This window comes from Clavibacter capsici, from assembly GCF_001280205.1.
In the GTDB taxonomy this organism is placed as follows: domain Bacteria; phylum Actinomycetota; class Actinomycetes; order Actinomycetales; family Microbacteriaceae; genus Clavibacter; species Clavibacter capsici.
Genome location: NZ_CP012573.1, coordinates 800,470 through 815,525 on the forward strand (window position 1 = coordinate 800,470; position 15,056 = coordinate 815,525).

At 71.7% G+C, this 15,056-nt stretch carries 13 protein-coding genes; 9 read left to right on the forward strand and 4 right to left on the reverse strand.

Annotated features, from left to right (window positions below; genetic code table 11):
• Positions 1-52: 52 nt before the first annotated feature.
• The 6 genes from araB (at position 53) to mmsB (ending at position 8,084) form a co-directional block, all read left to right on the forward strand.
• Positions 53-1,756, forward strand: coding sequence for a ribulokinase (gene araB, locus AES38_RS03925; RefSeq protein WP_053773874.1), 1,704 nt, complete (start codon positions 53-55; stop codon positions 1,754-1,756).
• Complete coding sequence (locus AES38_RS03930) at positions 1,753-2,463, forward strand: L-ribulose-5-phosphate 4-epimerase (RefSeq protein WP_053773875.1); 711 nt, start codon at positions 1,753-1,755, stop codon at positions 2,461-2,463. The genes araB and AES38_RS03930 overlap by 4 nt, the downstream gene beginning before the upstream one ends.
• The gene (araA, locus tag AES38_RS03935; RefSeq protein ID WP_053773876.1) at positions 2,460-3,977 is read left to right on the forward strand and encodes an L-arabinose isomerase; all 1,518 of its coding nucleotides are present in this window, start codon (positions 2,460-2,462) and stop codon (positions 3,975-3,977) included. The genes AES38_RS03930 and araA overlap by 4 nt, the downstream gene beginning before the upstream one ends.
• 76 nt (positions 3,978-4,053) lie before the next feature.
• Entirely contained in the window at positions 4,054-5,187 is a 1,134-nt protein-coding gene (locus AES38_RS03940; protein WP_081001832.1) for a substrate-binding domain-containing protein, read from the forward strand.
• 174 nt (positions 5,188-5,361) lie between these two features.
• Positions 5,362-6,891 (forward strand): multiple monosaccharide ABC transporter ATP-binding protein, encoded by a 1,530-nt coding sequence (mmsA, locus tag AES38_RS03945; RefSeq protein WP_053773877.1) that lies wholly within the window; start codon positions 5,362-5,364, stop codon positions 6,889-6,891.
• A 5-nt stretch (positions 6,892-6,896) separates the two neighbouring features.
• A complete protein-coding gene (gene mmsB, locus AES38_RS03950; protein ID WP_053773878.1) occupies positions 6,897-8,084 on the forward strand; it encodes a multiple monosaccharide ABC transporter permease in 1,188 nt (395 codons plus the stop codon).
• Between the two features lie 208 nt (positions 8,085-8,292).
• Here the strand turns inward: mmsB and xylA are convergent, their stop codons facing one another.
• Positions 8,293-9,486: a xylose isomerase gene (xylA, locus tag AES38_RS03955; RefSeq protein ID WP_053773879.1), complete on the reverse strand. Its 1,194-nt coding sequence runs from the start codon at positions 9,484-9,486 to the stop codon at positions 8,293-8,295.
• A gap of 206 nt (positions 9,487-9,692) precedes the next feature.
• On the opposite strand from xylA, the gene AES38_RS03960 reads away from it, so the two are divergent.
• Entirely contained in the window at positions 9,693-11,198 is a 1,506-nt protein-coding gene (locus tag AES38_RS03960) for a GH1 family beta-glucosidase (RefSeq protein ID WP_053773880.1), read from the forward strand.
• Complete coding sequence (locus AES38_RS03965; RefSeq protein ID WP_053773881.1) at positions 11,195-11,761, forward strand: GNAT family N-acetyltransferase; 567 nt, start codon at positions 11,195-11,197, stop codon at positions 11,759-11,761. The genes AES38_RS03960 and AES38_RS03965 overlap by 4 nt, the downstream gene beginning before the upstream one ends.
• Positions 11,762-11,786: 25 nt before the next feature.
• Here the strand turns inward: AES38_RS03965 and AES38_RS03970 are convergent, their stop codons facing one another.
• The 3 genes from AES38_RS03970 to AES38_RS03980 form a co-directional block, all read right to left on the reverse strand.
• A complete protein-coding gene (locus AES38_RS03970) occupies positions 11,787-12,224 on the reverse strand; it encodes a MarR family winged helix-turn-helix transcriptional regulator (RefSeq protein WP_053773882.1) in 438 nt (145 codons plus the stop codon).
• 124 nt (positions 12,225-12,348) lie between these two features.
• Positions 12,349-12,684 (reverse strand): hypothetical protein, encoded by a 336-nt coding sequence (locus tag AES38_RS03975; protein WP_053773883.1) that lies wholly within the window; start codon positions 12,682-12,684, stop codon positions 12,349-12,351.
• Between the two features lie 127 nt (positions 12,685-12,811).
• Complete coding sequence (locus tag AES38_RS03980) at positions 12,812-13,768, reverse strand: LysR family transcriptional regulator (protein WP_053773884.1); 957 nt, start codon at positions 13,766-13,768, stop codon at positions 12,812-12,814.
• 81 nt (positions 13,769-13,849) lie between these two features.
• Here AES38_RS03980 and AES38_RS03985 point away from each other — a divergent pair, with 81 nt between their 5' ends.
• Positions 13,850-14,944: an aminotransferase class V-fold PLP-dependent enzyme gene (locus tag AES38_RS03985; protein ID WP_053773885.1), complete on the forward strand. Its 1,095-nt coding sequence runs from the start codon at positions 13,850-13,852 to the stop codon at positions 14,942-14,944.
• Positions 14,945-15,056 lie beyond the last annotated feature (112 nt).

The following is a 15,056-nucleotide window of genomic DNA, read 5'->3' on the forward strand; positions in this document are numbered from 1 at the left end:
ATCGCAGGCGGTCTTCCCGGACCGCGTTGCATCAGACGAAGGAGTCGATCCCGTGCCCAGCGCCCCCGTGAGCACCGCAGCCGAGGCCCAGCCCGGCACGGACGCCGAGAGCTACGTCATCGGGGTCGACTACGGCACCCTCTCCGGCCGTGCCGTCGTGGTGCGCGTCTCGGACGGCGTCGAGCTCGGCTCCGGCGTCCTCGACTACCCGCACCAGGTGATGGACGACACGCTCGCCGCCACCGGCGCGCAGCTGCCGCCCGAGTGGGCGCTCCAGGTCCCGAGCGACTACGTCGACGTGCTCAAGCAGGCCGTCCCCGCCGCCATCCGCGAGGCCGGCATCGACCCCGCCCGGGTCATCGGCATCGGCACCGACTTCACGGCGTGCACCATGGTCCCCACGCTCGCCGACGGCACCCCGCTCAACGAGGTCGAGGGATACGCCGACCGCCCCCACGCCTACGTCAAGCTCTGGAAGCACCACGCCGCGCAGTCGCACGCCGACCGCATCAACGCGCTGGCCGAGGAGCGCGGCGAGGAGTGGCTCGCCCGCTACGGCGGCCTCATCTCCAGCGAGTGGGAGTTCGCCAAGGGCCTCCAGCTCCTCGAGGAGGACCCCGAGCTCTACGCGATGATGGAGCACTGGGTCGAGGCGGCCGACTGGATCGTCTGGCAGCTCACCGGCAGCTACGTCCGCAACGCCTGCACCGCCGGCTACAAGGGCATCCTCCAGGACGGCGAGTACCCGACCCGCGAGTTCCTCGGCGCCCTGAACCCCGACTTCGCCTCCTTCGCCGAGGACAAGGTCGCGCACGAGATCGGCCAGCTCGGATCCGCCGCCGGCACGCTCTCCGCCGAGGCCGCCGCCTGGACGGGCCTGCCCGAGGGCATCGCCGTCGCGGTCGGCAACGTCGACGCCCACGTCACGGCACCCGTCGCCCGCGCGGTCGAGCCCGGCCAGATGGTCGCGATCATGGGCACCAGCACCTGCCACGTCATGAACAGCGACGTGCTCACCGAGGTCCCCGGCATGTGCGGCGTCGTCGACGGCGGCATCGTCGCGGGGCTCTACGGCTACGAGGCCGGCCAGTCCGGCGTCGGCGACATCTTCGCCTGGTACGTCAAGAACCAGGTGCCCGCGCGCTACGCCGAGGAGGCCGCGGCCGCCGGCAAGAGCGTCCACCAGCACCTCACCGACCTCGCGGCCGACCAGCCCGTCGGCGGCCACGGCCTCGTCGCGCTCGACTGGCACTCCGGCAACCGCTCGGTGCTCGTCGACCACGAGCTCTCCGGCCTCGTCGTCGGCACCACGCTCACCACGCGCACCGAGGAGGTCTACCGGGCCCTGCTCGAGGCCACCGCCTTCGGCACCCGCAAGATCGTGGAGACGTTCAACGCGTCCGGCGTGCCCGTCACCGAGTTCATCGTCGCGGGCGGCCTGCTGAAGAACGCGTTCCTCATGCAGGCGTACAGCGACATCCTGCGCCTGCCGATCTCGGTCATCACGAGCGAGCAGGGTCCGGCGCTCGGCTCCGCGATCCACGCCGCCGTCGCCGCGGGCGCCTACCCCGACGTGCGCGTCGCGGGCGACGCCATGGGCAAGGTCGAGCGGGGCCGCTACCAGCCGAGCGAGGAGCGCGCGCTCGCGTACGACCGCCTGTACGAGGAGTACTCCGCGCTGCACGACTACTTCGGCCGCGGCGCCAACGACGTCATGAAGCGGCTCAAGTCGCTCAAGAGGGAGGCACGCGCGTGAGCACCTACGCACCCGAGATCGAGGTCGCGGTCGCCCGCGTCCGCTCCGAGGTCTCCCGCCTGCACGGCGAGCTCGTGCGCTACGGCCTCGTGGTCTGGACCGGCGGCAACGTCTCCGGCCGCGTCCCCGGCGCCGACCTCTTCGTCATCAAGCCGTCGGGCGTCAGCTACGACGACCTGAGCCCTGAGAACATGATCCTCTGCGACCTCGACGGCAACGTGATCCCGGACACCCCGGGCTCCCGCAACGCCCCGTCGAGCGACACCGCGGCGCACGCCTACGTGTACCGCAACATGCCCGAGGTCGGCGGCGTGGTGCACACGCACTCCACCTACGCGGTGGCATGGGCGGCCCGCCGCGAGCCCATCCCGTGCGTCATCACGGCGATGGCGGACGAGTTCGGCGGCGAGATCCCCGTCGGCCCGTTCGCGATCATCGGCGACGACTCGATCGGTTGCGGCATCGTCGAGACGCTGACCGGCCACCGGTCGCGCGCCGTGCTCATGGCCGGCCACGGCCCCTTCACCATCGGCAAGGACGCGAAGGACGCCGTGAAGGCGGCCGTCATGGTCGAGGACGTGGCGCGCACCGTGCACATCTCCCGCCAGCTCGGCGAGCCCGCGCCCCTCCCGGCCGAGGCCGTCGACTCGCTGTTCGACCGCTACCAGAACGTCTACGGACAAGCACCCCAAGGAGCCCTGAAGTGACCCGCATCACCACGTCCCTCGACCACTACGAGGTCTGGTTCCTCACCGGGAGCCAGAACCTCTACGGCGAGGAGACGCTCCAGCAGGTCGCCGAGCAGTCGCAGGAGATCGCCCGGCAGCTCGAGGAGGCGTCGGACGTCCCCGTCCGCGTCGTGTGGAAGCCCGTCCTCAAGGACTCCGACAGCATCCGCCGCATGGCCCTCGAGGCCAACGCGAGCGACCGCACCATCGGCCTCATCGCGTGGATGCACACGTTCAGCCCCGCGAAGATGTGGATCCAGGGCCTCGACGCCCTGCAGAAGCCCTTCCTCCACCTGCACACGCAGGCCAACGTCGAGCTCCCGTGGAGCACCATCGACATGGACTTCATGAACCTCAACCAGGCCGCGCACGGCGACCGGGAGTTCGGCTACATCCAGTCGCGCCTCGGCGTCACCCGCAAGACGGTCGTCGGCCACGTGAGCACGGAGTCCGTCCGCGCGAGCATCGGCACGTGGATGCGCGCCGCCGCCGGCTGGGCCGCCGTGCACGAGCTCAAGGTCGCGCGCTTCGGCGACAACATGCGGAACGTCGCGGTCACCGAGGGCGACAAGACGGAGGCCGAGCTCAAGTTCGGCGTCTCGGTCAACACCTGGGGCGTCAACGACCTCGTCGAGCGCGTGGACGCGGCGACCGACGCCGAGGTCGACGCGCTGGTGGACGAGTACGAGCGCCTCTACGACATCGCCCCCGAGCTGCGGCGCGGCGCCGAGCGCCACGAGTCGCTCCGCTACGGCGCGGCCATCGAGGTGGGCCTGCGGTCCTTCCTGGAGGAGGGCGGCTTCGGCGCCTTCACCACGAGCTTCGAGGACCTCGGCGGCCTCCGCCAGCTCCCCGGCCTCGCCGTCCAGCGGCTCATGGCCGAGGGCTACGGCTTCGGCGCCGAGGGCGACTGGAAGACGGCCGTGCTGATCCGCGCGGCGAAGGTCATGGGCGCGGGGCTCCCGGGTGGCGCGAGCCTCATGGAGGACTACACGTACCACCTCGTCCCGGGCGAGGAGAAGATCCTGGGCGCGCACATGCTCGAGATCTGCCCGACGCTCACCACGGGCCGGCCGAGCCTCGAGATCCACCCGCTCGGCATCGGGGGCCGCGAGGACCCCGTGCGCCTCGTCTTCGACACCGACCCCGGCCCCGCGGTCGTCGTCGCCATGAGCGACATGCGCGACCGGTTCCGCATCGTCGCGAACGTCGTGGAGGTCGTGCCGCTCGACGAGCCGCTCCCGAACCTGCCCGTCGCCCGCGCCGTGTGGAAGCCCGCGCCGGACCTCGCGACGAGCGCCGCGGCCTGGCTCACGGCCGGCGCCGCCCACCACACGGTCATGAGCACGCAGGTCGGCGTCGAGGTCTTCGAGGACTTCGCCGAGATCGCGCGCACCGAGCTCCTCGTCATCGACGAGGACACGACCCTCAAGGGTTTCACCAAGGAAGTCCGCTGGAACCAGGCGTACCACCGCCTGGCCCAGGGCCTGTAACACCCACACCGGGGGAGCGGGTCGGCGCAGATGCCGGCCCCGCGCCTCACAGCAGCAGTACGAAAGGAACACGACCGTGAAGATGAAGAAGGTCCTCGTCGGCATCGCCGCCACGAGCATCGCCGTCTCCCTCGCCGCCTGCTCCAGCGGCGGCGGCGGAGGCCGCGGCGGCAGCGCCGGCGGAGCCGAGGACAACAAGGGCGCCCTCGTCGGCGTCGCCATGCCCACCAAGACGAGCGAGCGCTGGGTCGACGACGGCAACAACGTCAACGACCAGCTCACCAAGCTCGGCTACAAGGTCGACCTGCAGTACGCGAACGACAAGGTGCAGGACCAGATCTCGCAGATCGAGACGATGCTGAACAAGGGCGCCAAGGCGCTCATCGTCGCGTCCATCGACGGCACCGCGCTGACCCAGGTCCTCAAGACCGCGGCCGACGACGGCGTCAAGGTCATCGCGTACGACCGCCTCATCAACGGCACCGAGGACGTCGACTACTACACGACGTTCGACAACCAGCAGGTCGGCGTGCTCCAGGGCAACTCGCTGCTCCAGGGCCTCGGCCTCGTGGACGCCGACGGCAAGGCGACCGGCAGCACCGAGAAGAAGACCATCGAGATCTTCGCGGGCAGCCCGGACGACAACAACGCCACGTTCTTCTACGAGGGTGCGATGAGCGTCCTCAAGCCGTTCCTCGACTCCGGCCAGATCACCGTCGGCTCCGGCCAGACGGAGTTCAGCCAGGTCGCGATCCAGCAGTGGAAGCAGGAGGGCGCGCAGGCCCGCATGGAGAACCTGCTCTCGGGCTCCTACCCCGGCGGCGCCAAGCCGGACGGCGTCCTGTCGCCGTACGACGGCCTGTCGCGCGGCATCATCCAGGCCCTGACCTCGGCCGGCGTCGCCAGCGACGCCATGCCGATCATCACCGGCCAGGACGGCGAGAAGGCGTCCGACAAGCTCATCCTCGACGGCGTCCAGTACTCGACGATCTTCAAGGACACGCGCCTGCTCGGCAAGGAGGCCGTCACGATGGTCGACGACCTGCTCACCGGCGGCACCCCGGACGCTCCCGACTCCTACAACAACAAGGTGAAGGACGTCCCGACCAAGCAGTTCGCCCCCGTGACCGTGACGAAGGACAACCTCGTCGAGGTCATCGTGGACAGCGGCTACTACACGCAGGAAGAGATCGACAAGGGCGGCGAGTAGCCCACCCGCGCCGCCCCGGCGGCGCACCGGCCGGTCGACGCTCACGTCGACCGGCCCCCACCGGGTCGGGCCGGCCGTGGACCACGGCCGGCCCGCCTCCGGGTGGCGCCCCGCGCGCCGCCCCGCAGCACCGCCGGGCACCCGGCACCACCATCCACACAAGTGAGGCAGGCCATGGCCAACCACATTCTCGAGATGCGCGGCATCACCAAGACGTTCCCCGGCGTCAAGGCGTTGCAGGACGTCACCCTCGAGGTCACGCGCGGCACGTGCCACGCGATCTGCGGCGAGAACGGCGCGGGCAAGTCGACCCTGATGAAGGTCCTCTCGGGCGTCTACCCGGCCGGCTCCTACGACGGCGACATCGTGCTCGAGGACCAGGTCGTCAAGTTCTCCAGCATCCGCGACAGCGAGAAGTCGGGCGTGGTGATCATCCACCAGGAGCTCGCGCTGAGCCCCTTCCTCTCCATCGCGGAGAACATCTTCCTCGGCAACGAGATCTCCAAGGGCGGCTTCATCGACTGGAACGCCACCAACGTCGAGGCCGCGAAGCTCCTCGCCCGCGTCGGGCTGAGCGACAACCCGGCCACGAAGATCGCCGACATCGGCGTGGGCAAGCAGCAGCTCGTGGAGATCGCGAAGGCGCTCTCCAAGGAGGTGAAGCTCCTCATCCTCGACGAGCCCACCGCGGCGCTCAACGACGAGGACTCGGCCCACCTGCTCGACCTGATCAAGCACCTGAAGGGCCAGGGCATCACGAGCATCATCATCAGCCACAAGCTGAACGAGATCAAGGCGATCGCCGACGCCGTCACGATCATCCGCGACGGCAAGACCATCGAGACCCTCGACCTCGGGCGCGACGCCATCAGCGAGGAGCGGATCATCAAGGGCATGGTGGGCCGCGACCTCCAGAGCCGCTACCCCGACCGCACCCCCGACATCGGCGAGGAGGTGCTGCGCATCGAGGACTGGACGGTCCACCACCCGCAGGAGCATTCCCGCGTCGTCGTCGACCACGCGAACCTCGACGTCCGCGCGGGCGAGGTCGTCGGCATCGCCGGCCTCATGGGCGCCGGCCGCACCGAGCTCGCGATGAGCGTGTTCGGCCGCTCCTACGGCGCGAACATCTCCGGCAAGCTCTACAAGCGCGGCAAGGAGATCACCGCCCGCACGGTGGGGGAGGCCATCAAGAACGGCCTCGCGTACGCCACGGAGGACCGCAAGCACTACGGCCTGAACCTCATCGACGACATCAAGCGCAACGTCTCCGGCGCCGCGCTCGACAAGCTGGCCAAGGCCGGCTGGGTCGACGCGAACCAGGAGTACGTGGTGGCCGACGGCTACCGCAAGTCGATGAACATCAAGGCCCCGAGCGTGGGCGCCATCACCGGGAAGCTCTCCGGCGGCAACCAGCAGAAGGTCGTCCTCTCCAAGTGGATGTTCTCCGACCCCGACGTGCTCATCCTCGACGAGCCGACCCGCGGCATCGACGTCGGAGCCAAGTACGAGATCTACACGATCATCAACGCGCTCGCCGCGCAGGGGAAGGCCGTCATCGTCATCTCCAGCGAGCTGCCCGAGCTGCTCGGCATCTGCGACCGGATCTACGCCCTCTCCGCCGGGCGGATCACGGGCCAGCTCCCGATCTCCGAGGCGACCCCCGAGAGCCTCATGACCTACATGACCAAGGAAAAGGAATAGTCACCATGTCCAGTCTCAGCAGTGTGGCGGGTTTCCTCGTCAGTCGCCTCAGGCAGATCGGCATCTTCATCGCGCTGATCGCGATCGTGGTGCTCTTCCAGATCCTCACCGACGGGACGCTCCTCGAGCCCCGCAACGTCACGAGCATCGTCGTCCAGAACGCCTACATCCTGATCCTCGCGATCGGCATGGTGATGATCATCATCGCTGGCCACATCGACCTGTCGGTCGGATCCGTGGTCGCGCTCATCGGCGCCGTCTCGGGCGTGTTCGCCGTGAACTGGGGCTGGCCGTGGTGGGCGTCCATCCTCGTCAGCCTCGTGATCGGCGGCCTCATCGGCGCCTGGCAGGGCTTCTGGGTGGCGTACGTCGGCATCCCCGCGTTCATCGTGACGCTCGCCGGCATGCTCACCTTCCGCGGCCTCGCGCAGATCGTGCTGGAGAACCGCCCGATCACGCCGTTCCCGGACGAGTACGTGTCGGTCGGCGCGGGCTTCCTGCCCGACCCCTCGGGCGGCACCTCCTACCTCGAGTGGGTCACGGTCACGCTCGGCGTCCTGGCCGCGGTCTTCCTCGTCGCGCAGCAGCTCCGCGAGCGTCGTGCCCGCGTGAAGCTGAACCTCGAGGACGAGCCCTTCGCCTGGTTCATCACGAAGCTCGCCACCATTGCGATCCTCGTGCTCGGCATCACGTACCTGCTCGCCAGCTACCAGGGCACCCCGATCGTGCTCGTGATCCTCGCGGTCCTCGTGCTCGTCTACACGGCGGTGATGGGCCGCAGCATCTTCGGCCGTCACATCTACGCCCGAGGCGGCAACCTGAACGCGGCGCAGCTGTCCGGCATCAACACGAAGCGCGTGGACTTCCTGCTCTTCGTGAACATGGGCTTCCTGGCCGCCCTCGCGGGCATCGCCTTCACGGCGCGCAGCAACTCGGCGCTCCCCGCGGCCGGCAACGGCTTCGAGCTCGACGCGATCGCCGCGGTGTTCATCGGCGGCGCGGCCGTCACGGGCGGCATCGGCACCGTCACCGGCGCGATGGTCGGTGGCCTGATCATGGGCGTGCTCAACAACGGCATGTCGCTGCTCGGCCTCGGCACGGAGTACCAGCAGCTCATCAAGGGCCTCGTGCTCCTGCTGGCCGTCGCGTTCGACGTGTTCAACAAGAGCCGCGGGTCCAAGTCCGCGACCTGATCCACCCGCGCTGACGCGCAGACGCGAGGGCCCGGCATCCGAGAGGACGCCGGGCCCTCTCGTCGCATCCCGGGCACGGCGCACGGGGCACGGGGCACGGCGTCGCGCGCGGCATGGAGGACGCGGCGGACGCGCGCGATCGCCTGGGACGACGGAGGGCCCGGCATCCACGTGGATGCCGGGCCCTCCGGTCGTGCGGGTGCGGGCTCTAGGAGCGCGCGCCCATCAGGTGCTCGAGCGCCAGCTGGTTGAGGCGGACGAATCCGAAGCCCTTCGCGTCGAAGTACTCGTCGGCCGCGAAGTCCTCGTAGGAGGAGCGGTCGGCGAGGATGTCGTCGTAGGACTCGCCCTCGTTCAGCGTCGGCGTGTAGATGTCCTGGACCTTGGCGGCGGCCAGCGCCTCCTGGACCTCGGGGTCGGCGCGGAAGGCCTGCGCGCGCTCCTTGAGGAGCAGGTACATGCGCATGTTCGCCGCGGCGGAGTCCCACACGCCCGTGATGTCCTCGGTGCGGCTGGGCTTGTAGTCGAAGTGACGGGGGCCGTCGTAGGAGCGGCCGCCGCCCACGCCGCCGTTCTCCAGCAGGTCGACGAGCGAGAACGCGTTCTGCAGGTCGCCGTGGCCGAAGACGAGGTCCTGGTCGTACTTGATGCCGCGCTGGCCGTTGAGGTCGATGTGGAAGAGCTTTCCCTGGTACAGCGCCTGCATGATGCCGGCGGTGAAGTTGAGGCCCGCCATCTGCTCGTGGCCGACCTCGGGGTTCACGCCGACGAGCTCGGGGCGCTCGAGGGTCTCGATGAAGGCGAGGGCGTGGCCCAGGGTCGGCAGCAGGATGTCGCCGCGGGGCTCGTTGGGCTTCGGCTCGATGGCGAAGCGGATGTCGTAGCCCTTGTCGGTGACGTAGTCGCCGAGGAGGTTGACGGCCTCGCGGTAGCGCTCGAGCGCGCCGCGGACGTCCTTGGCGGAGTCGTACTCGGCGCCCTCGCGGCCGCCCCACATCACGAACGTCTGCGCGCCGAGCTCGGCGGCGAGGTCGATGTTGCGGAGCACCTTGCGGATCGCGAACCGGCGGACGGCGCGGTCGTTGGAGGTGAAGCCGCCGTCCTTGAAGACGGGGGCCGAGAAGAGGTTCGTGGTGACCATCGGCACGACGATGCCGGTGTCGCTCAGCGCGCCCTTGAGGCGGTCGATCTGCTTCTGGCGCTCCGCGTCGGTGGATCCGAAGGCGAAGAGGTCGTCGTCGTGGAACGTGAGGCCGTAGGCGCCCAGCTCCGAGATGCGCTCCACGCCCTCGACCACGTCGAGGTCGGAGCGGGTCGGGCCGCCGAAGGGGTCGGCCCCCGTGTATCCGATGGTCCAGAGTCCGAACGAGAACTTGTCCTCGCGGGTGGGGGTGAGCGCCATGGTGTCTCCTGTCAGCGTCGTCGGTGATTTGTTGCTAGCTACAACCTAACCGGAGCGCGGCGGCGGCACAACGCCGACACGGCCGCGGCGACGGCTCGGGTGGACGCTCGCGTCGCGGCCCGGGCAGGATGGCGGGAGGCCGTGGCTGGACCCGCGCGAGCGCGGGTCGGGCGGCCGCCACCCCGACGGAGAGGTCCCCGAACGCCATGACCGACGCATCGCCCACCGCAGCCGGCACGCCCGGGGATCCCGTTGACGACCGGGGCGCGGGGCTCGCCTTCCCGCCCGGCTTCCTGTTCGGATCCGCCACCGCCGCGTACCAGATCGAGGGTGCCGCCGACGAGGACGGCCGGGGTGCCTCGATCTGGGACACGTTCAGCCGCACGCCGGGGAAGGTGCTGGGCGGCGACACGGGCGACGTCGCCGACGACCACTACCACCGGCTCGAGTCCGACCTCGACCTGATGCAGGCGCTCGGCCTCGAGGCGTACCGGTTCTCGATCGCGTGGCCGCGGATCCAGCCGACCGGGCGCGGCCCGGCGAACCCGGCGGGGCTCGCGTTCTACGGGCGGCTCGTCGACGGCCTGGTGGCCCGCGGCATCACGCCCATCGCGACGCTCTACCACTGGGACCTCCCGCAGGCGCTCGAGGACGAGGGCGGCTGGACGAACCGGGACACCGCGTACGCCTTCGCCGACTACGCCCGGATCATGGGCGAGGCGCTCGGCGACCGCGTCGGCACGTGGACCACGCTCAACGAGCCGTGGTGCTCGGCCTACCTCGGCTACGCGGCCGGCGTGCACGCGCCGGGCCGCACCGACGCCGAGGCGTCGTTCCGTGCCGTCCACCACCTCAACCTCGCGCACGGGCTCGCCGTCCGGGCGCTCCAGGAGGTCGTGCCGGCGGACGCGCGCTTCTCCATCACGCTCAACCTGCACGTGATCCGCGGCGAGGGCGACACGGGCCCCGAGGCCGTGCGCCGCGTCGACGGCGTCGGCAACCGCGTGTTCCTCGGCCCGCTGCTGCACGGGGAGTACCCCGCCGACGTGATCGAGGACACGGCGGCGATCACCGACTGGTCGTTCGTCCTCCCGGGCGACGCCGAGCTGATCCGCCAGCCGCTCGACCTGCTGGGCGTCAACTACTACAACACCAGCCGCGTGCGGATGCGGGACGCGTCCTCCGCGGGCGGCGGCACCTCCATCCACGGCGACGTCGCCGCGACGCCCTTCCCCGGCACGGAGGACGTCGAGTTCCTGGAGCAGCCGGGCCCGTACACGGCGATGGGCTGGAACATCGAGCCGCAGGGCCTCGAGGACCTCCTCGTGTCGCTGCACGAGGAGTTCCCCGACCTGCCGCTGATGGTCACGGAGAACGGCGCCGCCTTCGACGACGAGGTGACCGTGGGGGACGGCGGCGCGCGCGCCGTGCACGACGCCGAGCGGATCGACTACCTCAGCCGGCACTTCGCGGCCGCCCACCGCGCCATCGAGCGCGGCGTCGACCTCCGCGGCTACCAGGTGTGGTCGCTCCTCGACAACTTCGAGTGGGCCTTCGGGTACTCGAAGCGCTTCGGGATCGTGCACGTCGACTACGCCACGCAGGAGCGCACGCCCAAGGACAGCGCGCTCTGGTACGCCCGGCTCATCGCCGACCGCGCCATCCCCGCCGCCGACGCGCGCCCCGAGCGCGACGTGCGTCCCGGGGCGTGAGCGCCCCGCCGCCCGGCGCGGACGAGCGCGCGGAGCTCGCCGACGGCATCTGGATGCGGCCCGCGCGGATCACCGACGCGGTCGCGCTCGCCGAGGCGTACCGCGCGAACCGGGAGCACCTCCGCCCGTTCGAGCCGGCGCGCACCGACGCGTTCTTCACGTCGGCGGGGCAGCGCGCGCAGCTCGCGGGCCGGGTCGCCGAGCGGGCCGCCGGATCCGGGCTGCCGTACCTCGTCGTGGAGGGGGACCGGATCATCGGGCGCTGCGACCTCTTCGCGGTGAAGCGCGGGGCGGCGCAGAGCGCGAGCCTCGGCTACTGGATCGACCGCGACCGGCAGGGGATCGGCCTCGCCACGGCCGCCGCGCGGCACGCGGTCCGCATCGCACGGGCCGCCGGGCTGCACCGGCTGGAGGCGTCGACGCTCGTGGGGAACGGCGGATCCGAGGAGGTGCTCCGGCGGGCCGGCTTCGTCGCGATCGGCGTCGCGCCCGCCTACCTGCGGATCGACGGCGCGTGGAGCGACCATACGCTCTGGCAGCGGGTGGTCGACGGCGCGCGCTGAGCGAGGCCGCCCGCAGGCGTCCGCGTCAGGCGTCGAGCAGCAGGTCGGTCATGCTGCGCAGACGGGCCTGGGCGCTCGAGTCCGCGCCGCTGCGGTTCACGACGTCGTCGTGCACCTGCTCGGCGACGCGCAGGAGGTCGGGCAGGATGCCGCGGCCGCGCTCCGTCAGCGCGATGAGGAGGCGCCGCTCGTCGGCCTGGTCGCGCTGCCGCGTGATGTAGCCGAGGAGCTCGAGGCGCTTGAACAGCGGGGACAGCGTGCCCGGCGTCAGCTGCACGGCGTCGCTCAGGTCGCCGGCGCGACGGGGATCCTCCTCGTGGAGGGCGAGCATCACGAGGTACTGCGGATGCGTGAGGTGGTACGGCTTCAGCAACGGCCGGTAGAGCGAGATCACCGCTCGGGACGCCGCTGCGAGCAGCAGGCCCATGTCGCGGTCGAGCAGCGCTCCGTCATGGTCCGTCATGTGTCCTCCTGGCCGTCCGCGGGACACGTCCCCCGACGGCCTGATCCCTTCGGACGCTACTCCCGAGATCGAGGAGCGTCGCGACCGGGCACGGCACGCACAGCGCGCGCGGAGGGTCGCGTCATCACTCGGTGCCGGGCGGCATCCAGCCCTGCGCGATCTGGTGCCGGCGCACGGCCTCGACGGCGCTGTCGACGTCCACCGGGACGGCGTCCCAGATGATGCCGGAGCCGTCCATCCAGCCGAGCGCGAGCATGGTGTCGGCCAGGTCCTCGACGAACATGGACACCGTCGTCCCGTGGGACCGGATGAGGTCGCCGTGCAGGCTCCAGCCGAAGTAGGCGGACAGGTACCTGGCCTGCTCCGAGTGGCTGCGCTGCAGGTGGCGGTTCAGGCGCTCCGTGGATCCGCCGGATGCCTGGACCTCGTCCTGGAGCTCGTCGCCGTGCTGGTCCGACATGCCGCTCGTTCCTCCGCGTCAGGGAGCCGCCGGCGGACGCCGGAGGCAGACCCCTCAGACATTACGGAGCACCACCGACATCGCGCCAGCGGCGGGGGCGCGACGCATCGGCGGACCGGGCCGGGCGTCAGGCGCGGCGCAGCTCCCAGTCGCCCACGCGCAGCCGGGTGAGCGCCGTCACCGCGGCGTGCACGGCGGCCGAGCGGGATCCGCCCGGCGCCGTCACGACGTGCACCACGCGCTCGCCGACCCCCGAGATCCGCCGACGGACGACGCCGCGGGGGAGGGGCGCGGTCGCGAGCGCGAGCGAGGGGAGGAGCGCCACCCCGAGGCCCGCGTGCACCATGCCGACGGCGGCGGCCGCGTTGTCGGTCTCGAACGAGGTCGCGGGCGCGAAGCCGCTGCGCGCGCACGCGCTCACCAGGTGCCGTCGGCAGCGCACGCAGCCGGCGATCCACCTGTCGTCCGCGAGGTCGCGGAGCGCGAGCGGGCCGCGGTGGCGCAGCGCCCGCGCCTCGGGGAGCACCGCCCAGAGCGTCTCGCGCCACAGGGGCCGCACCTCGAGGCCGTCGAGGGCGCGCGCGGCGGGATCGTCGGGGTCGTCGGGGTAGGCGAAGGTCACCGCGACGTCCGCCTCTCGCGCGCGGACCGCCGCCACGGCCTCGGGCGGCTCGGCCTCGAGGTACCCGAAGCCGAGGCCCGGATGCGCGGACGCGAGCCCGCCGAGGAGCCGCGGCACGACGGTGGACGACGCGGACGGGAACGCGGCGACGCGCACCGTGCCGGCGCGGAGGCCGCGCAGGTCGTCGATCTCGTCGGCTGCCGCGTCGATCGCGTGCACCACGGTCTCCGCGTGCCGCGCCAGCACGCGGCCGGCCTCCGTGAGCACGACCCCGCGTCCGGCGCGCGCCGTCACGGGCACGCCGATCCGGGACTCGAGGCGGCGGAGCGTCTGGGAGAGGGCGGGCTGCGTGATGCCGAGGGATGCCGCCGCGGCCGTGATCGACCCGCGGACGGCGAGCGCGTGCACGGCCTGGAGCGCGGACGAGTCGAGGTCCCGGGCGGTGACCGGTGCATCCGTCATGCGCGGAGCATAACGCGCGCTTATGCGTCACATGCCGTGACCGGGCTTGCTCCGCCCTCCTGCGCTCGCCACGCTGGACGCATGCCGACCCCGACCCCCGCCCCCGCCGCATCCGCGGACGACGCCTCCGCGCCGCTCCCCGCCGACCTGCGCGACCTGTTCGAGGCGGGCCCCGGCTACCTCTCCGCCTGCACCATGGGCCTGCCCACGCGCGCCACCGTCGCGCGGCTCCGGGACGACCTCACGACGTGGTCGGCCGGCGGATCCACCGCGCACGGCTACGGCGGCGTCGTCGAGGGCGTGCGCGCGTCGTACGCGTCGCTCGTGGGCGTGCCGGTGGGATCCGTCGCGATCGGCTCGCAGACCGCCTCCTTCGTGAGCGTGCTCGCCGCCGCCGTGCCCGCGGGCGCCGAGGTGCTGTGCGTCGCGGGCGACTTCAGCTCGCTCACCTACCCCTTCGTGGTGGCCCGGGCGCGCGGCGTGGTCGTGCGCCACGTGCCGCTCGAGGAGCTCGCGGCCGAGATCGGTCCGCGCACGCACCTCGTCGCCTTCTCGCTCGTGCAGTCCGCGGACGGGCGCGTGGCCGACGTCGCCGCCATCCGGGAGGCCGCGCGGATCCACGACGCCTTCACGCTGTGCGACACCACGCAGGCCGCCGGCGCGATGCCCGTCGACGCGGGGCTCTTCGACGCGACCGCCTGCCACGCCTACAAGTGGCTGTGCGCGCCCCGCGGCGCCGCGTTCCTCACGCTGTCGGACCGCTACCGGCGGACCCTCGTGCCCGTGCAGGCCAACTGGTACGCGGGCGCCGACGTGTGGGCCTCCTGCTACGGGCCCGCCATGGCGCTCGCCGAGGACGCCCGCGCCTTCGACGTGTCCCCGGCGTTCGGCGCCTGGGTCGGCGCGGCGCCCGCGATCGCCCTCTTCGCCCGCCTCGACCTCGACGCCGTGCACCGCAGGAACGCGGAGCTCGGCGACCTCGTGAGCGCGGGGCTCGGGATCGAGCCGCGCGGGCAGGCCATCGTCACCTGGCCGGACGCGGACGGCGCCGACCTCGCGCGGCTGGGCGCCGCGGGGATCGTCGCCTCCGGTCGCGCGGGCCGGGCGCGCATCGCGTTCCACCTCTGGAACGACGAGGACGACGTCGAGCGCGTGGTGGCGGCGCTCCGCGGCTGACGCATCCGCTCGCGCGAAATTCTTCGACCTGGGAATACGCCGAGGGCGAGCCAGTTGGACATCGAGTCGGTCCACGCCGGCCGCCCCGTCCTGCGGCGCTCCGCGCCCCCAC

What these genes read in the sequence shown, in the direction of transcription:
- mmsA (WP_053773877.1), top strand. Translation starts at nt 5,362, where the DNA reads ATGGCCAACCACATTCTCGAGATGCGCGGCATCACCAAGACGTTCCCC.
- mmsB (WP_053773878.1), top strand. Translation starts at nt 6,897, where the DNA reads ATGTCCAGTCTCAGCAGTGTGGCGGGTTTCCTCGTCAGTCGCCTCAGG.
- xylA (WP_053773879.1), bottom strand. Translation starts at nt 9,486, where the DNA reads ATGGCGCTCACCCCCACCCGCGAGGACAAGTTCTCGTTCGGACTCTGG.
- AES38_RS03960 (WP_053773880.1), top strand. Translation starts at nt 9,693, where the DNA reads ATGACCGACGCATCGCCCACCGCAGCCGGCACGCCCGGGGATCCCGTT.
- AES38_RS03970 (WP_053773882.1), bottom strand. Translation starts at nt 12,224, where the DNA reads ATGACGGACCATGACGGAGCGCTGCTCGACCGCGACATGGGCCTGCTG.
- AES38_RS03975 (WP_053773883.1), bottom strand. Translation starts at nt 12,684, where the DNA reads ATGTCGGACCAGCACGGCGACGAGCTCCAGGACGAGGTCCAGGCATCC.
- AES38_RS03980 (WP_053773884.1), bottom strand. Translation starts at nt 13,768, where the DNA reads ATGACGGATGCACCGGTCACCGCCCGGGACCTCGACTCGTCCGCGCTC.
- AES38_RS03985 (WP_053773885.1), top strand. Translation starts at nt 13,850, where the DNA reads ATGCCGACCCCGACCCCCGCCCCCGCCGCATCCGCGGACGACGCCTCC.